The 16,574-nt window shown below is 71.4% G+C and carries 13 protein-coding genes; 3 read left to right on the forward strand and 10 right to left on the reverse strand.

Annotation, left to right across the window (positions count from 1 at the left end; translation table 11 throughout):
• Nucleotides 1-83 precede the first annotated feature (83 nt).
• The 3 genes from ACWDXC_RS07670 to ACWDXC_RS07680 all read left to right on the forward strand — a co-directional run bounded on the left by ACWDXC_RS07670 (nt 84) and on the right by ACWDXC_RS07680 (nt 3,351).
• On the forward strand, nt 84-1,115 hold the full coding sequence (locus tag ACWDXC_RS07670; protein ID WP_449979195.1) for a phosphotransferase family protein: 1,032 nt from the start codon (nt 84-86) through the stop codon (nt 1,113-1,115).
• A gap of 7 nt (nt 1,116-1,122) precedes the next feature.
• On the forward strand, nt 1,123-1,872 hold the full coding sequence (locus tag ACWDXC_RS07675) for an SDR family oxidoreductase (RefSeq protein WP_357585595.1): 750 nt from the start codon (nt 1,123-1,125) through the stop codon (nt 1,870-1,872).
• 87 nt (nt 1,873-1,959) lie between these two features.
• Entirely contained in the window at nt 1,960-3,351 is a 1,392-nt protein-coding gene (locus ACWDXC_RS07680; protein ID WP_449979198.1) for a GH39 family glycosyl hydrolase, read from the forward strand.
• Here the strand turns inward: ACWDXC_RS07680 and ACWDXC_RS07685 are convergent.
• The 10 genes from ACWDXC_RS07685 to ACWDXC_RS07730 all read right to left on the reverse strand — a co-directional run bounded on the left by ACWDXC_RS07685 (nt 3,308) and on the right by ACWDXC_RS07730 (nt 16,539).
• Complete coding sequence (locus tag ACWDXC_RS07685; RefSeq protein WP_449979201.1) at nt 3,308-4,528, reverse strand: DUF418 domain-containing protein; 1,221 nt, start codon at nt 4,526-4,528, stop codon at nt 3,308-3,310. The genes ACWDXC_RS07680 and ACWDXC_RS07685 overlap by 44 nt on opposite strands.
• A 42-nt stretch (nt 4,529-4,570) precedes the next feature.
• Entirely contained in the window at nt 4,571-7,339 is a 2,769-nt protein-coding gene (locus tag ACWDXC_RS07690; RefSeq protein WP_449979204.1) for a hypothetical protein, read from the reverse strand.
• A 92-nt stretch (nt 7,340-7,431) separates the two neighbouring features.
• Entirely contained in the window at nt 7,432-8,751 is a 1,320-nt protein-coding gene (locus ACWDXC_RS07695; protein ID WP_219517410.1) for a lipopolysaccharide biosynthesis protein, read from the reverse strand.
• Complete coding sequence (locus ACWDXC_RS07700) at nt 8,744-9,547, reverse strand: polysaccharide deacetylase family protein (RefSeq protein ID WP_449979207.1); 804 nt, start codon at nt 9,545-9,547, stop codon at nt 8,744-8,746. Before ACWDXC_RS07700 ends, ACWDXC_RS07695 begins: the two co-directional genes overlap by 8 nt.
• The gene (locus ACWDXC_RS07705; RefSeq protein WP_449979209.1) at nt 9,544-10,485 is read right to left on the reverse strand and encodes a glycosyltransferase family 2 protein; all 942 of its coding nucleotides are present in this window, start codon (nt 10,483-10,485) and stop codon (nt 9,544-9,546) included. Before ACWDXC_RS07705 ends, ACWDXC_RS07700 begins: the two co-directional genes overlap by 4 nt.
• Nucleotides 10,486-10,509: 24 nt before the next feature.
• Nucleotides 10,510-11,343, reverse strand: coding sequence for a glycosyltransferase family 2 protein (locus ACWDXC_RS07710; RefSeq protein WP_449979212.1), 834 nt, complete (start codon nt 11,341-11,343; stop codon nt 10,510-10,512).
• Nucleotides 11,344-11,509: 166 nt separating this feature from the next.
• Nucleotides 11,510-12,622, reverse strand: coding sequence for a GNAT family N-acetyltransferase (locus tag ACWDXC_RS07715; RefSeq protein ID WP_449979214.1), 1,113 nt, complete (start codon nt 12,620-12,622; stop codon nt 11,510-11,512).
• On the reverse strand, nt 12,619-12,987 hold the full coding sequence (locus tag ACWDXC_RS07720) for a hypothetical protein (RefSeq protein WP_449979216.1): 369 nt from the start codon (nt 12,985-12,987) through the stop codon (nt 12,619-12,621). The genes ACWDXC_RS07715 and ACWDXC_RS07720 overlap by 4 nt, the downstream gene beginning before the upstream one ends.
• Before the next feature lie 226 nt (nt 12,988-13,213).
• Nucleotides 13,214-14,758, reverse strand: coding sequence for a sigma factor (locus ACWDXC_RS07725; RefSeq protein WP_449979218.1), 1,545 nt, complete (start codon nt 14,756-14,758; stop codon nt 13,214-13,216).
• Nucleotides 14,759-14,859: 101 nt separating this feature from the next.
• Nucleotides 14,860-16,539, reverse strand: a complete 1,680-nt coding sequence (locus tag ACWDXC_RS07730; protein WP_449979220.1) for a substrate-binding domain-containing protein — start codon at nt 16,537-16,539, stop codon at nt 14,860-14,862.
• Nucleotides 16,540-16,574: the final 35 nt, after the last annotated feature.

The following is a 16,574-nucleotide window of genomic DNA, read 5'->3' on the forward strand; positions in this document are numbered from 1 at the left end:
GCGTGCTCGCAGGCGCGGGTCCGTAACGTTACGCAACTCTCATGTGTGGCGTTCGGCACCGAGTGACGTTCTAATAGTTGTCCATGACCGTACCTGGGATTGACCGGCCCCGGCTGTTCGCGTGGATGGGCAGGAACGCGCCCGACGCCGGCGAACCCCTGTCCGTCTCGCTGATCTCCGGCGGGCGGTCGAACCTGACCTACCTCGTCGAGACCCGGGAGCGCCGCGTGGTGCTGCGCCGGCCGCCGCTCGGCCACGTGCTGCCCACGGCTCACGACATGCGCCGCGAGTGGCGGGTCATCTCCGCGCTCGCCCCGACCCCGGTCCCGGTGCCCGAGCCGGTCGCGTTCTGCGCCGACGAGGACGTCGTCGGGGCGCCGTTCTACCTGATGGGGTACGTGGACGGCGCGGCGGTGCGCGGCCGGGACGAGCTCGGGGACACGGACCCGGCCGGGACCAGGCGGCTGGCCGGACGGCTGGCCGAGGTGCTGGCCGCCATCCACGCCGTGGACTACCGGGAGGCGGGCCTGGCGGACTTCGGCCGGCCCGACGGCTACCTGCCCCGGCAGCTCGACCGCTGGTGCCAGCAGTGGGAGCGGTCGAGGACCGCCGACCGGCCCGAGTTCGACCGGCTGGTGGCCCGGCTGCGCGAGCGGCTGCCGGCGCGCTCGGCCGGCACCCTCGTGCACGGCGACTACCGGCTGGACAACACGCTGGTACGGCTCGGCCCCGAGCCGGAGATCCTGGGCGTGGTGGACTGGGAGATGTCCACGCTCGGCGACCCGCTGGCCGACCTGGGGCTGACGCTGACCTACTGGCACGAGGCCGGGGACGAGGAGCGGGCGGGCATCCCGGTGGCGGGCGACGTCACGACGGCGCCGGGGTTCCTGAACGCCGCCGAGTTCGCCGCCCACTACGCCGACGCCTCAGGCCGCGACATTGCAGATCTCGGGTTCTACGTGGCCTTCGGCAGCTTCAAGCTCGCCGTCATCGTGGAAGGCATCCACGCCCGCTTCCGCCAGGGCAAGACCGTGGGGGAGGGCTTCGACCGGATCGGCGCCGCCGTGCCCACCCTGATCGCCCGCGCGCACCGCATGCTCGACCAACCCGCATAGGAGAGCCATGAGCACAGTTGCACTGATCACCGGAGCCGCGAGCGGCATCGGGGCCTCGGTGGCCCGCAGGCTGGCGGCGGGCGGCGCCAAGTGCGTCCTCGTCGACCTCGACGGCGAGGGCGCGGAGCGGCTGGCCAAGGAGGTCGGCGGCGTCTGGCTGGCCGCCGACGTCAGCACCGAGCAGGCCTCGCACGACGCCGTCGAGCTGGCCGAGCGCACCTACGGCCGGCTCGACCTGGTCCACCTCAACGCCGGCGTCGCGGGCGGCCCCGACCTGGCCGCCTTCGACCTGGCGCGCTACCGCAGGATCGTCGGCGTGAACGTCGACGGCGTCGTCTTCGGCGCGGTGGCCGCCGTGCCGCTGCTCAGGCGCTCAGGCGGCGGCGCCATCGTGGTCACCGCCTCGCTGGCCGGGCTCGTCGGCTTCGACGGCGACCCCGTCTACACCATGACCAAGCACGCCGTCGTCGGCCTCGTCAGGGCGCTGGCCGGGCCGCTGGCCAGGGACGGCATCAGGATCGGCGCCGTCTGCCCCGGCTTCACCGACACCCCGCTCGTCGCCGGCGCCAAGGAGATGTTCGTCAACGCCGGATTCCCGCTGCTCACCGCCGACGACGTGGCCGCCGCCGTGGAGTCCGCCTTCTACGCCGAGGAGCCCGGCACCCTCCTCGTCGTGCAGCCCGGCAGGGAACCGGTGTCGTACCGTTATGCCGGAGTTCCTGGACCCGCGACCGGGCAGCGGCCACCATCGTCCTGATTCGTCCACGCAGGCGGGCGGATACGGTGTAAAAAGGCCGGGCCGGAGCGCTCGGCCTTTTGGAACGTTGCGTGAGAGGTGGATTCCGTGATTCCGACGGACGGCCGACATGCCCGCAGGCGGTCCCCGTGGCCGATCGCCGTAGGCGCCGGGGTCCTCGCCGTCCTGCTCGTCGCCGGGATCATGGTGTACGCGGGCTCCCGTTCGTCGGGCGGCGACCCGGCCGTCCAGTTCAACGGCGAGATCGCCCAGCCGGCGCCCACCTCGCCCGCGCCCTCCCTCGCCCCGCCGCCCGTCGTGCCCGACTGGCCCCGCTGGGGCGTCACCCACACCCAGTACAGCGCCGACAACGACAACGCCCGGGTGCAGGAGCAGGCCAAGCACATGCTCGGCCGCGTCCCGATGCTGCAGAACCAGCACATCATGGGCTGGGGCGCCAACAACCCCGAGCCCAGCCCCGGCCAGTACAATTTCCGCGACCTCGACCGGCGGCTCAAGCTCATGGCCGACTCCCAGGCCATCCCCGTCATCACGCTGTGCTGCGCCCCCGACTGGATGAAGGGCGGGCAGCCCGGCCGCACCGACTGGAGCAAGAACCACACCGTCGCCCCCGACCCGGAGCACTTCGACGACTTCGCCAAGCTCGCCGCCCGGGTCGCCAAGCAGTACCCGACGGTCAAGCACTACCTGGTGTGGAACGAGTTCAAGGGCTTCTGGAACACCACCACCAACCGGTGGGACGCCGAGGGCTACACCGAGCTCTACAACAAGGTCTACGACGCGCTGAAGAAGGTCGACAGCGAGATCCAGGTCGGCGGCCCGTACGTGCCGATCGAGACCACCGCGCGCGGCGTCTCCGAGCTGTCGGGCCCCTACGGCGTCGTCGACCAGCGCGCGCTCGACGCCATCGAGTACTGGATCGAGCACAAGAAGGGCGCCGACTTCATCGTCGTCGACGGCGGCACGATGACGACCGACGGCGGCAACATCCCCGACGACTTCGGCGCCACCGGCAAGTTCGGCGCGATCACCCAGTGGCTGCGGCAGAAGAGCGGCAACCTGCCCGTGTGGTGGGCCGAGTGGTACGTCGAGCCGGAGGACTCCGGCTGGAGCGAGGAGCGGCGCACCGCCGTGCAGGCCACCGCCATGATGGAGTTCGCCAGGAGCGGCGCCACCACGGCCCTCTACTGGAACCCGCAGGCCAAGGGCGGCGCCGAGTGCCCCGGCTGCCTGTGGACCCCCGGGCGCGGCCAGGAGATGCCGATGGCCGGGCTGCTGAGCGGGTTCACCCGGTGGTTCCCCGCCGGGGTCGAGCTGCAGCAGGTGCCGAGCTCCGACCCGCGCGTCAGGGTGCTGGCCCAGCCGCGCCAGCTCGTCATGGTCAACACCTCCGACGCCGACGTGACCGCCACGGTCGACGGCAGGCAGGTGACGCTCAAACCGTACGAGATCCAGTGGAGCGGCCGGGGCGGGACCTGACCCCGGCGCCGCCGTACGTGAGCCGGCGCAGCAGCCACTCCGCCGGGCCGTAGCGGTGCGCCCGCAGCCACCGGCGGCTGACGACGACCTGCGCGGCGAAGACGGCGGCGGCGATCGCCACCTGGAGCGGCGGGCCCACCCGGTCGACCAGGGCGAGCCCGTACCCGGTGAAGATCAGCGAGCACACCAGCGACTGCGCCAGGTAGTTGGTCAGCGCCATGCGCCCGGCCCAGGCCAGCGCGCGGCCCAGGCGCGGCAGCAGGGGCAGCAGCCGCAGCAGCGTGGCCCCGTAGGCGGCGGCCAGCAGGGGAGCGGTGAGCAGCGTGGCGGCCTCGCCGGCGAAGCGGTGCACCGGGCCGTCCCAGACCGACAGCGCGGCCACCACCGCGCCCGCCAGGCCCACCGGGAACCCGATCCACTGCACGCGCCGCAGCGTCGCCGTGCGCGGCCCGGAGCCGGCCAGCAGGCCCGCCCGGCCCGCCGCCAGGCCGAGCAGGCAGGCGGCCAGCACGGCAGGCGCCTGGAAGAGCACCCGCCGGACGACGATCACCGACAGCTCGCGCAGGTGCTCGCCGACGATCTGGGCCGCCGACCCCGACAGCGACCGGTCGACCTCCGACGCCTGGGCGGGCGGATGGTCGGCCACGCCCGGCAGGTCCACCCCGTGCGCGGCAAGCCACGCCAGCGCCAGAAAGCCCAGCGCGAGCAGGCCGGTCAGCGCCGCCGACAGCGCCAGCGCCGTCCTGATCCGGATCCGGCGCAGCAGGAGCAGCGCCACCCCCACCACCGCGTACGTGGTCAGGATGTCGCCGGGGAACAGCAGCACCGCGTGCGCCGCGCCGATCAGGAACAGCCCTGCCAGCCGCCGCAGGAACATCGGCGTGAACGCCAGCCCCCGCCCGGCCGCCGACCCGATCTGCAGGGTCAGGCTGTAGCCGAACAGGAACGAGAACAGCAGGTAGAACTTGTTCTCCACGAGCAGCGTGACGCCCCACCGCACCGCCCAGTCGGCGGCGCCGTCGAAGCCCGGCTCCGCCAGCCCGGCCATTCGGTAACCCGAGGCCAGGAAGGCGATGTTCACCACGAGGATGCCCAGCAGGGCGAAACCCCGCAGGGCGTCAATCGCCGCGATCCGTGACGTTCCCTGATTGATGCGAAATGCCCCCTGAATCACCATCAGGGGACATCATCGCGCACAACCTACGAGTTTCCTGTGAATTCAGTTGATTCCTGCGATGTAAATGAAGCGTTCGACGACCACGCCCACCGCCACGACGAACGTCGGCACCGCCACCCACAGCAGCCACCTGCGCGCCCGCGGAGCCCGCCGCGCGCCGTTCAGCCGGATCACCTCGTAGCCGAACAGCGCCGCCCAGCTCACCGCCAGCGCCCCGACCCCGAGCGGGGTCAACGGCGAGGTCGGCTCCCCGCGGCCCTGCCACGGCCGAGGCTCCGGGATCTCCGTACCCCGGACGAACTTGCCCCACGTGTAGAGGGCGGCGTCCTCGTTCGCGTAGACCCGCTTCAGATCCGGCGAGGCGTCCAGCGCCGCCCGGAACCGCTCCCCCCAGTCGGCCGGGAAGCCGTCGTTGAGCTGCAGATAGCTGACCTGGCCCTTGCTGACCACCAGATACGTGTTACGCGGGCTCTCCGGCCCCGGCCGCAGCCGGTCGACCACGTCCTTGATGTTGGCCGGGTCCTTGTGCACCAGCGCCTGGCCGGCGAAGTTGACCAGCTCGATGTCGCGCTCGCCCCACGGCAGCGTCGGCGTGACCTCCGGCCCCTCCTTCGGCACCAGGTAGACCACCCGCGCGCTCGGCTTGTCGTGCTCGTACACGTAGTGCATCGCCGCGACCTCGCCCGAGGTCACCCGCTCGAACTTCTCGTTGCCGTAGCGCGCCACCAGGAACGCCATCGAGAACATCACCGCGAAGCAGGCCGCCAGGACCAGCGACACCTTCTTCGTCAGCTCCGGGTTGAACCTCACGTTCAGCCTGCGTACGGGGACGGTCTCCTCGCGCACGTCGGCGCTGTCGGCCGGCAGGTTCGGGAAGAACGCGTACGCCGCCAGCAGGCACGCACCCGGCAGCGCGAACATGTAGATGCGCAGCCCGATCTCGCCGCCGTAGCTCTGCAGCGCCAGCGCCAGCACCGGCACGCAGAGCAGGATCAGCGCCGCCCGGTCGAACACCCCGCGCCGCAGCCGCCGCAGCAGGCCCACCGCCGCCAGCGCCAGGATCACCACCAGGATGCCCAGCCGCGCCTGCAGCACCATCGCGTGCAGCTCGTCGCTGCCCTCGATCCGGTCGCCCGTGTTGCGCTGCAGGTTGGACACGATGTCGCCCAGGCCGCCGAAGATCGCGTCGATCTGCCCGGCCCAGAAGCCCACCGTCTGGTAGCTGATCCACGCCAGCACCACCAGCCCGAGCCCGAACGGCAGCGCCCACGTCAGCGTCGTCCGCTTGAACAGCAGGAACGCGGTCAGCACGCCCAGCATCATGAACGGCGTGATCTGGTGCGACGCCGTCGCCGCCGCGAACAGCGCCACCATCAGCATGAGCATCAGCAGCTTGTCCGCGCGGAACATGCCGGTGTTGGCGAGCTCGCCCGGCGTCATCGCGTCCAGCCGCCCCAGCAGCCTGCGCAGCCCCTTGGCCGGCACCGGCGTCGTCCGCGGCTCCACCCGCCCGAACCAGCGCAGCAGGATCGCCACGAACACCAGATAGAGCGCGAACGTGAAGCCCTGCGGCGAGAAGTAGTCCTGCCCGATCCACTGCACGAGCACGAACAGCAGCGCCGCGAACCAGCGCGCCCGCGTCGTCGCCACCACCTGGCGCAGGATCAGCACGAACGGCAGCAGGTAGAGCAGGTTCGACAGCAGCGGCGTCCAGTTGAGGATGGGCGACAGATCGGTGATCCCCGCCGTCTTCGTCACGAACGCGAACAACGCGAAGAAGCCCGGCCAGCCCATCCGGCCGTCGATGCTGATCGCCGTGTCGCCGGTCCTCGCGATGAAGTCCACGAAACCGGCATGGATGTACGCGGTCGGGAAGCGTGGCTCCTCGGCCACCAGCGCCCCGGCCCCGTGCAACGCGAACGTGATCGCCGCGATCTGGAAGAGCAACAGGAACTTGCGGTCGGTGCTCTGCGCCACCGTGACGAAGAACGACACGATCATGATCAGGATCGCCGCGAACGCGCTGACCGGCAACGCCGAGATGAGGCCCAGGCCGTTGATGTCCGCCGGATCGACGCCGCGCAGCGGCCCCGGGCTGACCTTGAGGGCCAGCACGTACATGAGGAGACCTTCGAGCACCAGCACAACCGGCAGCCACTTCGGCGCGCCGGCCACCAGAGCCGCCAGCCGCGACGCCCTCGGCGGGGGCGCGGCCTGGCGGACCGGCCCGGGCGCGACCGCCTGCACGGCGGTGGCGGCCTCCACGGGCTCGGCGACCACCCTCTCGAACGGCGCCGTCTCCCCGACATCCGCCACCCCCGGGACCCCGACCTCCGTGGCGACGTCGACCTGCTCAGAGGCAGCAGCCTGCTCGGCGGCGTTGCCCTCCACGGTGGCGTGGGGCCCCACGGTGGCGTCGGCTTCCACGGTGGCGTCGGGCCCCTCGGCGGCTCCGGCCTCTTCAGAGGCGTCGGCCTCTCCGGAGGTGGCGGTCTCCTCGGTCTTGGTGTCGTCGGCCTCTTCCTCCGTGGGCTGGGGCGCCGGGAGGGAGGGGAGCGTGTCGGTCTCCGACGGCGGCGTGGCCGGGGGGCCGCCGATGCGCAGGGTGCTCGGCGTGGTGGGGATGCGGAAGGCGGCGGTGGTCTTCACCGCGTCGTCGCCCCCCGCGCCCGAGTCGGCGTCCGAGTCGGCGTCCGCGCCGGCGTCCGGGGAGGGGTCCGGGGGCGTGCCGGTCTTCGCGTCCGGGGCCGCCTGCAGGGAGGCGGGGTCCAGGCGCGGGATGACCCCCGTCGCCTCCGGATCGAAAGGCACCTCCTGCTCCTCTCCCGTGTCCCCCCGCACACCGGAAGAGCCGGTGGTCCCCGCTGTCATGCCATCGCCGTCCCGTTGCCTCACGTTGACCATCATGGAGCCCCGGGCGACCCGTGAGCGACGCTCGCGTGTCGTATTTCGTCGTATTTGAGAATTTTACGTAGCTTTCCGAAGATCAAAAGTGCGACCACCGTCTGGCTGAGCAGCATCCCGTACCCCACCGCGTTGACGCCCGCGAACGGGAACAGCGCCAGGATGGACGCCAGCACCAGCCCCGCCAGCCCGATCTGCACGGCGGCGAGCTTGCGCGCCTCGCTCTGGGCGCGCAGCGCGCTCAGATAGACCTCGATCAGCACCCGGGGCAGCACCGCCAGCGCCATCAGCCGCAGCAGCAGCGTGCCCTCGTCGGCGAACTTGGCCCCGAAGACCTGGAGGATGAGCGGCGCCGCCACGACGGCCACCACGATGATCGGCACGATGATGGTCAGCGCACGCCGCAACGCGTTGCGGCAGTTGGCCGCGAGCCGGGACCGGTCGAACGAGCCCTCGACGGTCAGCGACACGGCCATGTTCATGGCCAGCAGCTCGATCATGCAGCCGAGCGTGTGCGCCATCGAGAAACGCCCGAACACGGCCTCGCCGACCTGGGTGGCGACGACCACGGGCACCAGGTAGACGATCGCCAGCACCGACAGCGTGCCGGGGAAGTCGCCCGCCAAGAACCGCCCGACCTCGCGCAGCCTCGGCGCCTCGCGGTGCACGCCGGCGGTCTGCCTGACGTGCCGGGGCACCACCACGCCGAAGATCAGCCAGTTGATCGGGATCAGCGCGATCGCGGTGGGCACGATCCACGAGACGAAGATGCCGCCGTCGGGCAGCGCCCCCGCCAGGGTGACCAGCAGCCCCATCTTGACCAGGCCGAAGACGAGGTTGTTGAACGGCACCCAGGTGGCGTTGCGCAGCCCGGTCAGCACCACGTCCTGGAGGGTGAAGACCGCCCACACCACGACGGCCGCGAGGAAGAACAGCCCGGGGCCGAACCCGGCGAGCACCGAGTACGTCTCGCCCCACAGCGGCAGCGTCAGCAGGAAGCCGACGGCGGCCGCGCCACCGGTGGCGGCGGCGATCCCGTACCCGCGCAGGATGAGCTCGGGCGTGCGGCGGCCCGCCACCGGCAGGAAGCGCGCGAACGCGCCCACCAGGCCGAGCGCCGTCAGCGACGCGAACAGCCGCATCAGCGTGATCACCGCCTGGCCGCGGCCGAACTCCTCCTCGGAGAAGTAGTGCGCCGCCAGCAGCCAGTAGCCCGCGCCGAGCACCGCGGTGATGCCCGTGTTGGCCATCAGCGCGTAGCCGTTCCTGAACAGGGGGTTGCGGAGGTCGCGCAGCAGCCTCCGCCAGAGGCTAGACATGGCCGCGGACCCGTCGCAGCCCGTAGCGGGTGCGCCTGACCACCGCGTAGCCCTTGGTCAGGATGCGTTCGCGCAGGTAGATCAGGGGCACGCCGGTGCCTTCGACCGCCCGCTTGAACATGCCGATCGTGGTGTGCCTGGCGACGGTCAGCCGGGGGATGGCGAGCATGTCGTGCCGGTCGGCGGCGATCGTGTTGCCGACGGCGCAGGCGGCGAAGTAGCCGGCCTTGCGCACCTCCCGGCGCACGCGGGCGCTGGAGTAGCCGTAGGGGTAGGCCATGGTGGCCACGGGCGTGCCGAGCGTGTCCTCCAGCAGGCCCTTGTTGCGCCGCAGCTCCTGGCGGAGCTGTTCGGTGGGGAGCTGGTCGAGCTGCGGGTGGCTGTGGCTGTGGCCGCCGATCTCGATGCCGCTCTGCGCGGCCTCGCGGGCCTGGCCCCAGGTGAGCATGTCGTCCAGCGGCCGGCCCGCCGCGTCGTCGCCGGCGTCGGCCACCCAGCCGCTGGTCAGGAAGACCGTGGCGGGGTGGCCGTACTTGTCGAGCAGCGGCAGCGCGCGGCTGTGGAAGTCGGCGTAGCCGTCGTCGAAGGTGAGCACGACGGGCTTGGCGGGCAGCGAGCGCCCGTTGTTCTTGTTCAGCGAGGCGACGAGGTCGCCCAGCGTGAGCGGGGTGAACCCGGCCTCCGACAGGTAGGCGAGCTGCTCGTCCAGGTCGCCGGGGCGTACGGAGTGCGGCCGGGTCTCGTCGTTGGGCCGGTCGTTGACCGAGTGGTACATCAGGATCGGCACCCGGATCATGACCGCACCGCCTTCAGCCGTACCGAGCCCACCAGGTATCCCCAGGCCGTCCAGGCGAGGCCGACGACGATGGCGCCGGCCCTGCCGAGGCCGCCAGGGTCGCCCTTGACGGCCTCGCCGAGGCCGCGCAGCGCGCCGAGCGGCAGCGTCTTGAGCGCGTGCGCCCGTTCGCTGGACAGCCCGTCCTGGGTGCCGACCTCCTGCGTAACCAGGGCCTTCGACAGCCCTTCCGCGTAGCAGCGGGAGCGGAAGTAGGCGAACCTCTCCCGCTGCCTGGACACCTTGTGCCCGATGAGCGCCTTCGGCTCGTACAGCATGATCGAGCCGGGCCGGCGCTGGCTCAGGCGGATGCAGAACTCGGTCTCCTCGCACCCCAGGGGGCGCGACTTGCGGCCCTGCACGCTGCGCCCGATGCCGCTGTGGAAACCGCCCACCTCGGAGACCACCGTGCGCAGGAAGGCCGCGTTTCCTCCCATGACGTTGCGGATCGGCGCCCGTACCGCGGGCATGCCGCGGTACGTGCAGCCGACCGTCCAGTCGAACTCCTGCGGGAACCAGCGCGGCCTGCGCTGGGACGCCCAGATGGGTTCGGTGCGACCGCCCACGCCGACGACTCCGGGATCCTGGAAGCCCTCCTCCAAAGCCTCCAGCCACCCGGGATCGGCGACCGCGTCGTCGTCGAGGAACGCGACGATGTCACCGGTGGCCGTGGCCACCCCGGTGTTCTTGCCGCCGGACAGCCCCTGCTCGTGCGTGTTCTCCACGACGATCGTGTCGGGATAGGCGCGCTTGAGCTTGAGGTGCAGGTCCGGATTGTGGTCGACGACCAGGATCAGCTCGTGCGGGCGGCGGCTCTGCTGCTCCACCGACTCGACGGCCTGCCTGATGTCCTCCCAGCGGTCCTCGGTGTAGACGCAGATGACGACAGACGTGTTCACGACGAATCCTTCAGGCGCTCAGGCTTACGCGACGCCCCGGTCGGCGGCGGGCTTCCTGGCGGGTTCGGGACGGGGCGGGGCGGGCTGGCGGCGCCATTCGCTCAGGATGGTCCTGAGCACCCGGAACCCGTCGCGCACGACGTGCAGGTTGCTCTCGCCGTGGATGCGGTTGCGCTCGTGGCTGGGCACCTCGTGCACCTTGAGCCCGGCCTTGGCGGCGCGGATGTTCATCAGCGTCTCCACCTCGAAGCCGTCGCAGTCGAGGTCGAGCACGTCGAGGTGCCTGGCCCAGAAGGCGTTGTAGCCGTAGCACAGGTCGGTGTAGGAGGTGCCGTACATCCGGTTGACGATCCCGGTGAGGATCTTGTTGCCGAGGCGGCGGTTGAAGGTGAGGTCGTCGCTGCCGCCGCCGGCGGCGTAGCGCGAGCCCTTGACGAAGTCGGCGCCCGTCACCAGCGCGCCGACGAACTGGATGATCTCGTGGCCGTCGGTGGAGCCGTCGGCGTCGATCATCACGATGATGTCGCCGGTGCACGCGGCGAACCCGGCGGCCAGGGCGTCGCCCTTGCCCTTGCCGGTCTGCGTTACGATCTTCACGTTGGGCCGCAGGCGGCGGGCCACCGCGACGGTGTCGTCGACGGAGTTGCCGTCGACGAGCACGATCTCGTCGATCCACTGCGGCAGGGTGGCGAACACGTGGGGCAGGTTCTCCGCCTCGTTCATCGCCGGCACCACGACACTCACCGTCGGTGAGATGGCCAGATGTGGTGTGACGGGAGTGAAGCGTTCGATAGGCGGCATCGATCGCAAAGGCGTGATCTGCGCCTTGCCGTTGGACTTGACGGACTCGGGACTCATGGCGAGGTTATTCCTTCCGGGACCCTCCTGGCGCAACGCGGTGACAGTTTCTCCCGGGTGCTGCGGGAGTGGCTGCTGGGGCGAACGATGCATCAGTGGGTCCAAGTGAGGGTTGTGCTGGGATCTGCTGCTGCTGCCTTGTGCCGGGGGGTCTTGAGTGCTCGGGTCAGCGTGCTCCGGTCGGTTCCTTGACGTCGTGCTGGATCGATCTACGCATCCGGCCGAACCCCTTGAGGACGCGATCGGCTGCCTTATAGAGAGACGGTCGGTCCAGGACAATTGTTCGGGCCTTGTTGAACGGGGTCCGTCCCATCCAGTGCACGGCGGCGGCCGGGGAGGGGCGGGAGACCCGGCCTTCGGCGACGTACAGGGTCCCGCTCTTGAGCCAGTCCTTGTACTCCTTGCCGCCTTTGCCCATGTCGACCATGTGCAGACCGCTGGCCGCGGCCGCCTCGGCCATCTGGAGGTGGTGCACGATTCCGGGGGAGTAGCGGGCGTAGGCGGTGTCGTAGGCGGGGAACCAGCCCACGAGCGTGGTGGCCGTGCGCAGGCCGAAGTGGCCGGCCACGGGCACGTCGCCCGAGTAGAGCATGGTCAGCACGCCGGAGAAGTCGTCGGACCGCTCGGCGTGCATGAGGTCGGTCAGCTCGACGATCCAGGGCTGGGCGAACCTGTCGACCCGGCCGGTGCGCTGATACTGGTCGGACTTCCAGGCCAGCAGCGTGCGCAGCACCTCGGGGTCGGGCGAGGCCCACTCGAACCGGAGCTCGCCCTGCTCCCTGCCGAGCTTGCGCTCCTTGTAGCGGACGGTCTTCAGGTTCTTCGGCGAGTTGGCCCTGACCTGCTCGATCCAGGCGTCGAAGCCGGCGGTGAAGTCCATGACGGGGGCGGGCCGGACGTCGTTCTCGTACGGGGCGAACGTCGGCTGCCCGGCCACCAGGTGGTCGAAGTCGAAGACGGTGAGCTTGCAGGCCCGCAGCAGCGCCCGCGCGTCCGCCTTCAGGCCGGGCTCCGCGATCAGGCCGTGGCACGTGGTGAGGAAGCCGCCGAGCGGCTTGCCGATGCCGAAGCTGTGCCTCTCGTAGGGGAAGAACCCGGCGATCCGGTCACCGTCCTGGAGGACGGCGACGCGCACGTAGTCGCGCAGGCGGTCCATGGCGACGGCGAACTCGACGGAGAGGAAGGGGTTGTCCAGGCTGGGGTCGGCCTTCTGAAGTTCGCGCCAGCGGGCCCGCTCCGGTGGTCCCAGCTCTCCGGGGCGAACGACGTTGATCTTCACCTTTGGCTGGCCCCCTGTTCGGTTTGCATGTTCTTCCCCCGGTAGAGCACGCGAAGCACGTACATGAACCCGCCGAGCACGGCGATCGTCGCCACCCCGGCCCGAGGCGACCACGCGTCGAAGAGCAGCATGGCCTGGGCGAGCAGCACGTTGAGCACGAGGCTCGCGGCGGCCCCTACCGATAGTGCCGCCAGAGGGTCACGATCACGCAACAGCCCGACCACCGCGGCGCCGGGCACGAGCAGAAGGAACATGGAGATCAGGAGCGGGCGCAGGGGAGTGTCGATGTCGAAGAGCGCGATCACCGCCCCCGCGATGCAGGCCGGCGCGAGCAGCCATGTGAGCGCTCTGCGGTGCTTGAGCATCTGCTGTTTCTCTCCCGGTTCCTGACGTGATCGCCAATTTCATGGGATCAATCCGTGCGCGTACGCGTCAACGCCGACGCTTGGCGGCACAGTCAGGTTTACCAGCGCCCATGTGAAGTTCAACACACTGCCAACGAGCTCCGGGTCCCCGACGTGCTCCCCAAGCACACCAGGATGCCTTATTTGTCACAGCAACATCGGCTTGACCCGGGAAATCGGGGCTTTCTCACATAACGGTGGCGAGGGTCGCCTCCGGTGTGCTGGACGGCTCCGGCGACGGGGTGGGCTCCTCCTCCGGCGGGTCGGACGGCGGTTCGGGCTGACCTTCCCAGCTGAGCGCGCAGCGCGCGGCGCCGCCGTTGGAGGTGAACGTCACCGTGCCGCTGCCGGGCAGACCGGGGTCGTCCACCGTGACCCACACGGCCGCCGACGCGCCCGCCTTGATCGTCCCGCTCGCTGGCTTCAGGGTCAGGCCGTCCGTCGTGGTGGATGCCCAGGTGACGGCGGCGTTGCGGGCGCGCAGCGTGACCCGCGCCGCGCCCTGGATCGCCGCCGGGCAGGCGGCGGCGATCCGGGCGGGGCGGGCGGCCCGCCGGCGGGTGGGGGTGGGGGCGGCCGGCGGCCGGGTGGTGGCCACGCCGTCGGCGGGCCGCCGGGTCGGCGGCGTGACCGGCTCGGAGGCGCCGGGCTCGGGTTCGGGCTCCGGCTCGGTCTCGCTCTCGGGCTCGCTGTCCGTGGGCTCCCCGGCGACGGGTCCGGGGTCGTCGGCGGCGTAGTCCTCGTCGGGCGGCGCCGCGGGCGGGGGCGCGCTCAGCGTGGGGTGCGCCTCCTCCTGGGAGGTCAGCGCGATCGTCACGCTCGTCCCCGCCAGGAGCAGCGCGCCCGCCAGCAGCGCGGGGGCCAGCCTGCGCGGCCTGCGCCGCCGCGACCGGTGCCGGGGGGAGAGCGGGAACCCGGACCGGTCGAAGCTGTCGCCCCGGTCGACGATCAGCGTGCGGGTCTCGTTCCGCCCGGGGTCGAGGCAGGTGCCGATCACCCGCTCGCGCAGCGACAGCGGCGGGAAGGCCATCGGCACCAGGTCGAGCAGCCGTTCGGCCGAGATCGCCCGGCCGCGCCGCTCGGCGCACACCTCGCAGCCGCCGATGTGCGCCGACAGGCGGCGGCGCAGCGGCGTCGTGAGCGGGCCCTCCCAGGAGTCCAGCATCGCCGACAGGCCGGGGCAGTGCGCCCGGCCCGTCCTGGCCAGCACCACCGCGGTGGCGGCGTTCTCCAGCTGGCCGCGGGCCCTGGCCAGCCGCCCGGCGGCCTGCCGCGCGGTGAGGCCGAGCACCGCGCTCACCTCGGCGGGCGCCAGCCCGTGCCGCAGCGACAGCTCCAGCACCTCGCGCTCGGCCCCGCGCAGCTCGCCGAGCGTCTCGTACACCAGGCCGGTCAGCTCCGGGTCGTCCGGCTCGCCGTCCGTCCGCCGCGCGGGCCGTTCCGCGCCCGGGTGGCCCAGCCGCGCCACCGCCTGGAACCTGGTCAGCGCGTACAGCCAGGCCCGCAGCCGGTCGGCGTCGCGCAGCCGCCGCACCCGCCCGTGCGCGGTGACCAGCGCGTCGTGCACCGCGTCCGCCGCGCCGTCCCGCTCGCCCAGCAGCGAGCAGGCGTAGTCGTAGAGCCGCTCGGCGTAGGCGCCGTAGAGCCGGTCGGGGGCGTTCGGGTCGTCGTGGCGCAGCCCCGCCACGAGTTGCTCGTCGTCGTCACGCTCGACTGCCGGCCATCCAGGCACGAATACCCTCCCCGCGGGTTGCAGGACGTCCCCACGGCGGTAGGACGCCCGCCTCCTCCCGGCGGGTTGACGATCGGCCCCTCATTCATGCCGAACAGGCATCAACCATCGCAATTGGGCGAGCAGATGCGGCGCTCCATGCCCTGGAGGAAGAAGTCGCGGACCTGCAGCGGGTCCTTGGCGATGTACGCCTCGCCGCCCGTCGCCCTGGCGACCGCGTCCATCTGCCGCTTGCCCGCCTGCGCCTCCGGCCCGAACGCGATGAGCAGGATGCTCACCGGCCGCTCCGGGTCGTAGGCCGACTTCAGGTAGTCGAGGATCTGCGCGTCGGTGACGCCGCCGTCGGGGTCGTCGTTGCCCGCCCCGTCGGTCAGGATCAGCAGCGTGTTGATCTTGTCCCGCTTGTACGTCTCGGTCATGTGCGCGTAGGCGGCCTTGAGCGAGTCGTTCAGCCCGGTGTCGCCGGTCGCCTTCGCCTCGACGGTGGCGAGCTGCTGGGCCAGCACGTCCTTGCGCAGCGTGCCGCCGATGCTCTCGGTCAGCGGCCCGACGGGGACGACCTCCTGGTAGTCCTTGCCCCGGCCGTCCAGATGGGTGGAGAACTTCCACACGCCGATCTCGGAGTCGGGCGGGAACAGCGACAGCCCCTCCGTGGCGATCTTGCTGATGGCCTTCATGCGGGTCAGCCCCGTGCCGGGGTCGGGCAGCGCCATCGTGCCCGACACGTCCAGCAACGTGAGCAGCCGGGTGCCGAGGTTGAGCCGGGACCAGGTCTGCGTCATGGTGGCGACGGTCTTGACGTCGGGGGCGCGCATGGCCTTGGGCGCCGCCGGGGTGAACCCCTTGTCCTCCGACAGCGCCTCGCCCGCCTTGCCGCCGGGATCGCGGAAGCCCTGGGCGCGCAGCACCTTGAGCGCCGACTCCTTGCCGAGCTCCTGCCGGAAGTCGGCCGCGGCCTTGAGCTTCGCGGCGTCCTTGGTGACGACGGTGAGCGGGTAGTCCAGGCTCAGCGTGCCCTCGCTCGGGTACAGCGCCACCACCGGCGTGTCTGGCTTTTTCGTGTTGTGTACGTGAATGGCCTGCTCGGACGTGACGCCGATCGGCACCCGGTCACCGGACTTCACGGTGAGGCTCGCCAGCAGCGCGGTCGGGTCGGCGACGAGCTGCCCTGACAGCTCCTTGAGCGCGCCCACCAGCGCCTTGTCCTGCTTGGCGGCCTTCGCGGTGCCCGCCGCCGCCAGCAGCGCGGCCAGCCCGGCGGAGTTCTTCTGCGGATCAAGGGCCAGCACGCGGACCTTCTTGCCGGGCCCGTCCACGTTCGCCACGTTGGCCGCCGCGACCATGCCGGACCAGCTCGGCTTGAGCGTGCCCTCCAGCTTGGCCGCCGAGCTCTTGGCCGTGGCCAGCACCACCGGCGAGGAGGCGACCGAGCCCGCGGGCTCGGGCAGCGTGACGGACTCCTGGCTGCGCACCCGCTCCACCACGAGGCTGGAGTCGGCCACCCACACGTCGCCCTTGAACTTGCCGGCGACCAGCGCGTTCTCCGTCCGGGCCGCGCTCTCCCTGGCCACCTTGACCTCGACGCACCTGCTGTCGATCGAGTGCAGCGCCTTGTTGTAGTTGCCCGCGATCTTGTTCAGGGCCGGCTGGACGTCCGGCGTCGCGACGACGGTCAGCGGCAGCTTGCCGCTGGAGCAGTCGTGCTCCCGGTTGAAGATGACGAACGCGGCCACACCGAGGAGCACGGCGAGCGCCACTGCTCCCGCGAGCGGGACGAGCACCCGGCCGCGTCCGCCGCGACCGGCCCGCCTTCTGC

Source organism: Nonomuraea sp. NPDC003214, from assembly GCF_053590035.1.

What these genes read in the sequence shown, in the direction of transcription:
- ACWDXC_RS07720 (WP_449979216.1), bottom strand. Translation starts at nt 12,987, where the DNA reads ATGCTCAAGCACCGCAGAGCGCTCACATGGCTGCTCGCGCCGGCCTGC.
- ACWDXC_RS07685 (WP_449979201.1), bottom strand. Translation starts at nt 4,528, where the DNA reads ATGGTGATTCAGGGGGCATTTCGCATCAATCAGGGAACGTCACGGATC.
- ACWDXC_RS07675 (WP_357585595.1), top strand. Translation starts at nt 1,123, where the DNA reads ATGAGCACAGTTGCACTGATCACCGGAGCCGCGAGCGGCATCGGGGCC.
- ACWDXC_RS07710 (WP_449979212.1), bottom strand. Translation starts at nt 11,343, where the DNA reads ATGAGTCCCGAGTCCGTCAAGTCCAACGGCAAGGCGCAGATCACGCCT.
- ACWDXC_RS07695 (WP_219517410.1), bottom strand. Translation starts at nt 8,751, where the DNA reads ATGTCTAGCCTCTGGCGGAGGCTGCTGCGCGACCTCCGCAACCCCCTG.
- ACWDXC_RS07700 (WP_449979207.1), bottom strand. Translation starts at nt 9,547, where the DNA reads ATGATCCGGGTGCCGATCCTGATGTACCACTCGGTCAACGACCGGCCC.
- ACWDXC_RS07670 (WP_449979195.1), top strand. Translation starts at nt 84, where the DNA reads ATGACCGTACCTGGGATTGACCGGCCCCGGCTGTTCGCGTGGATGGGC.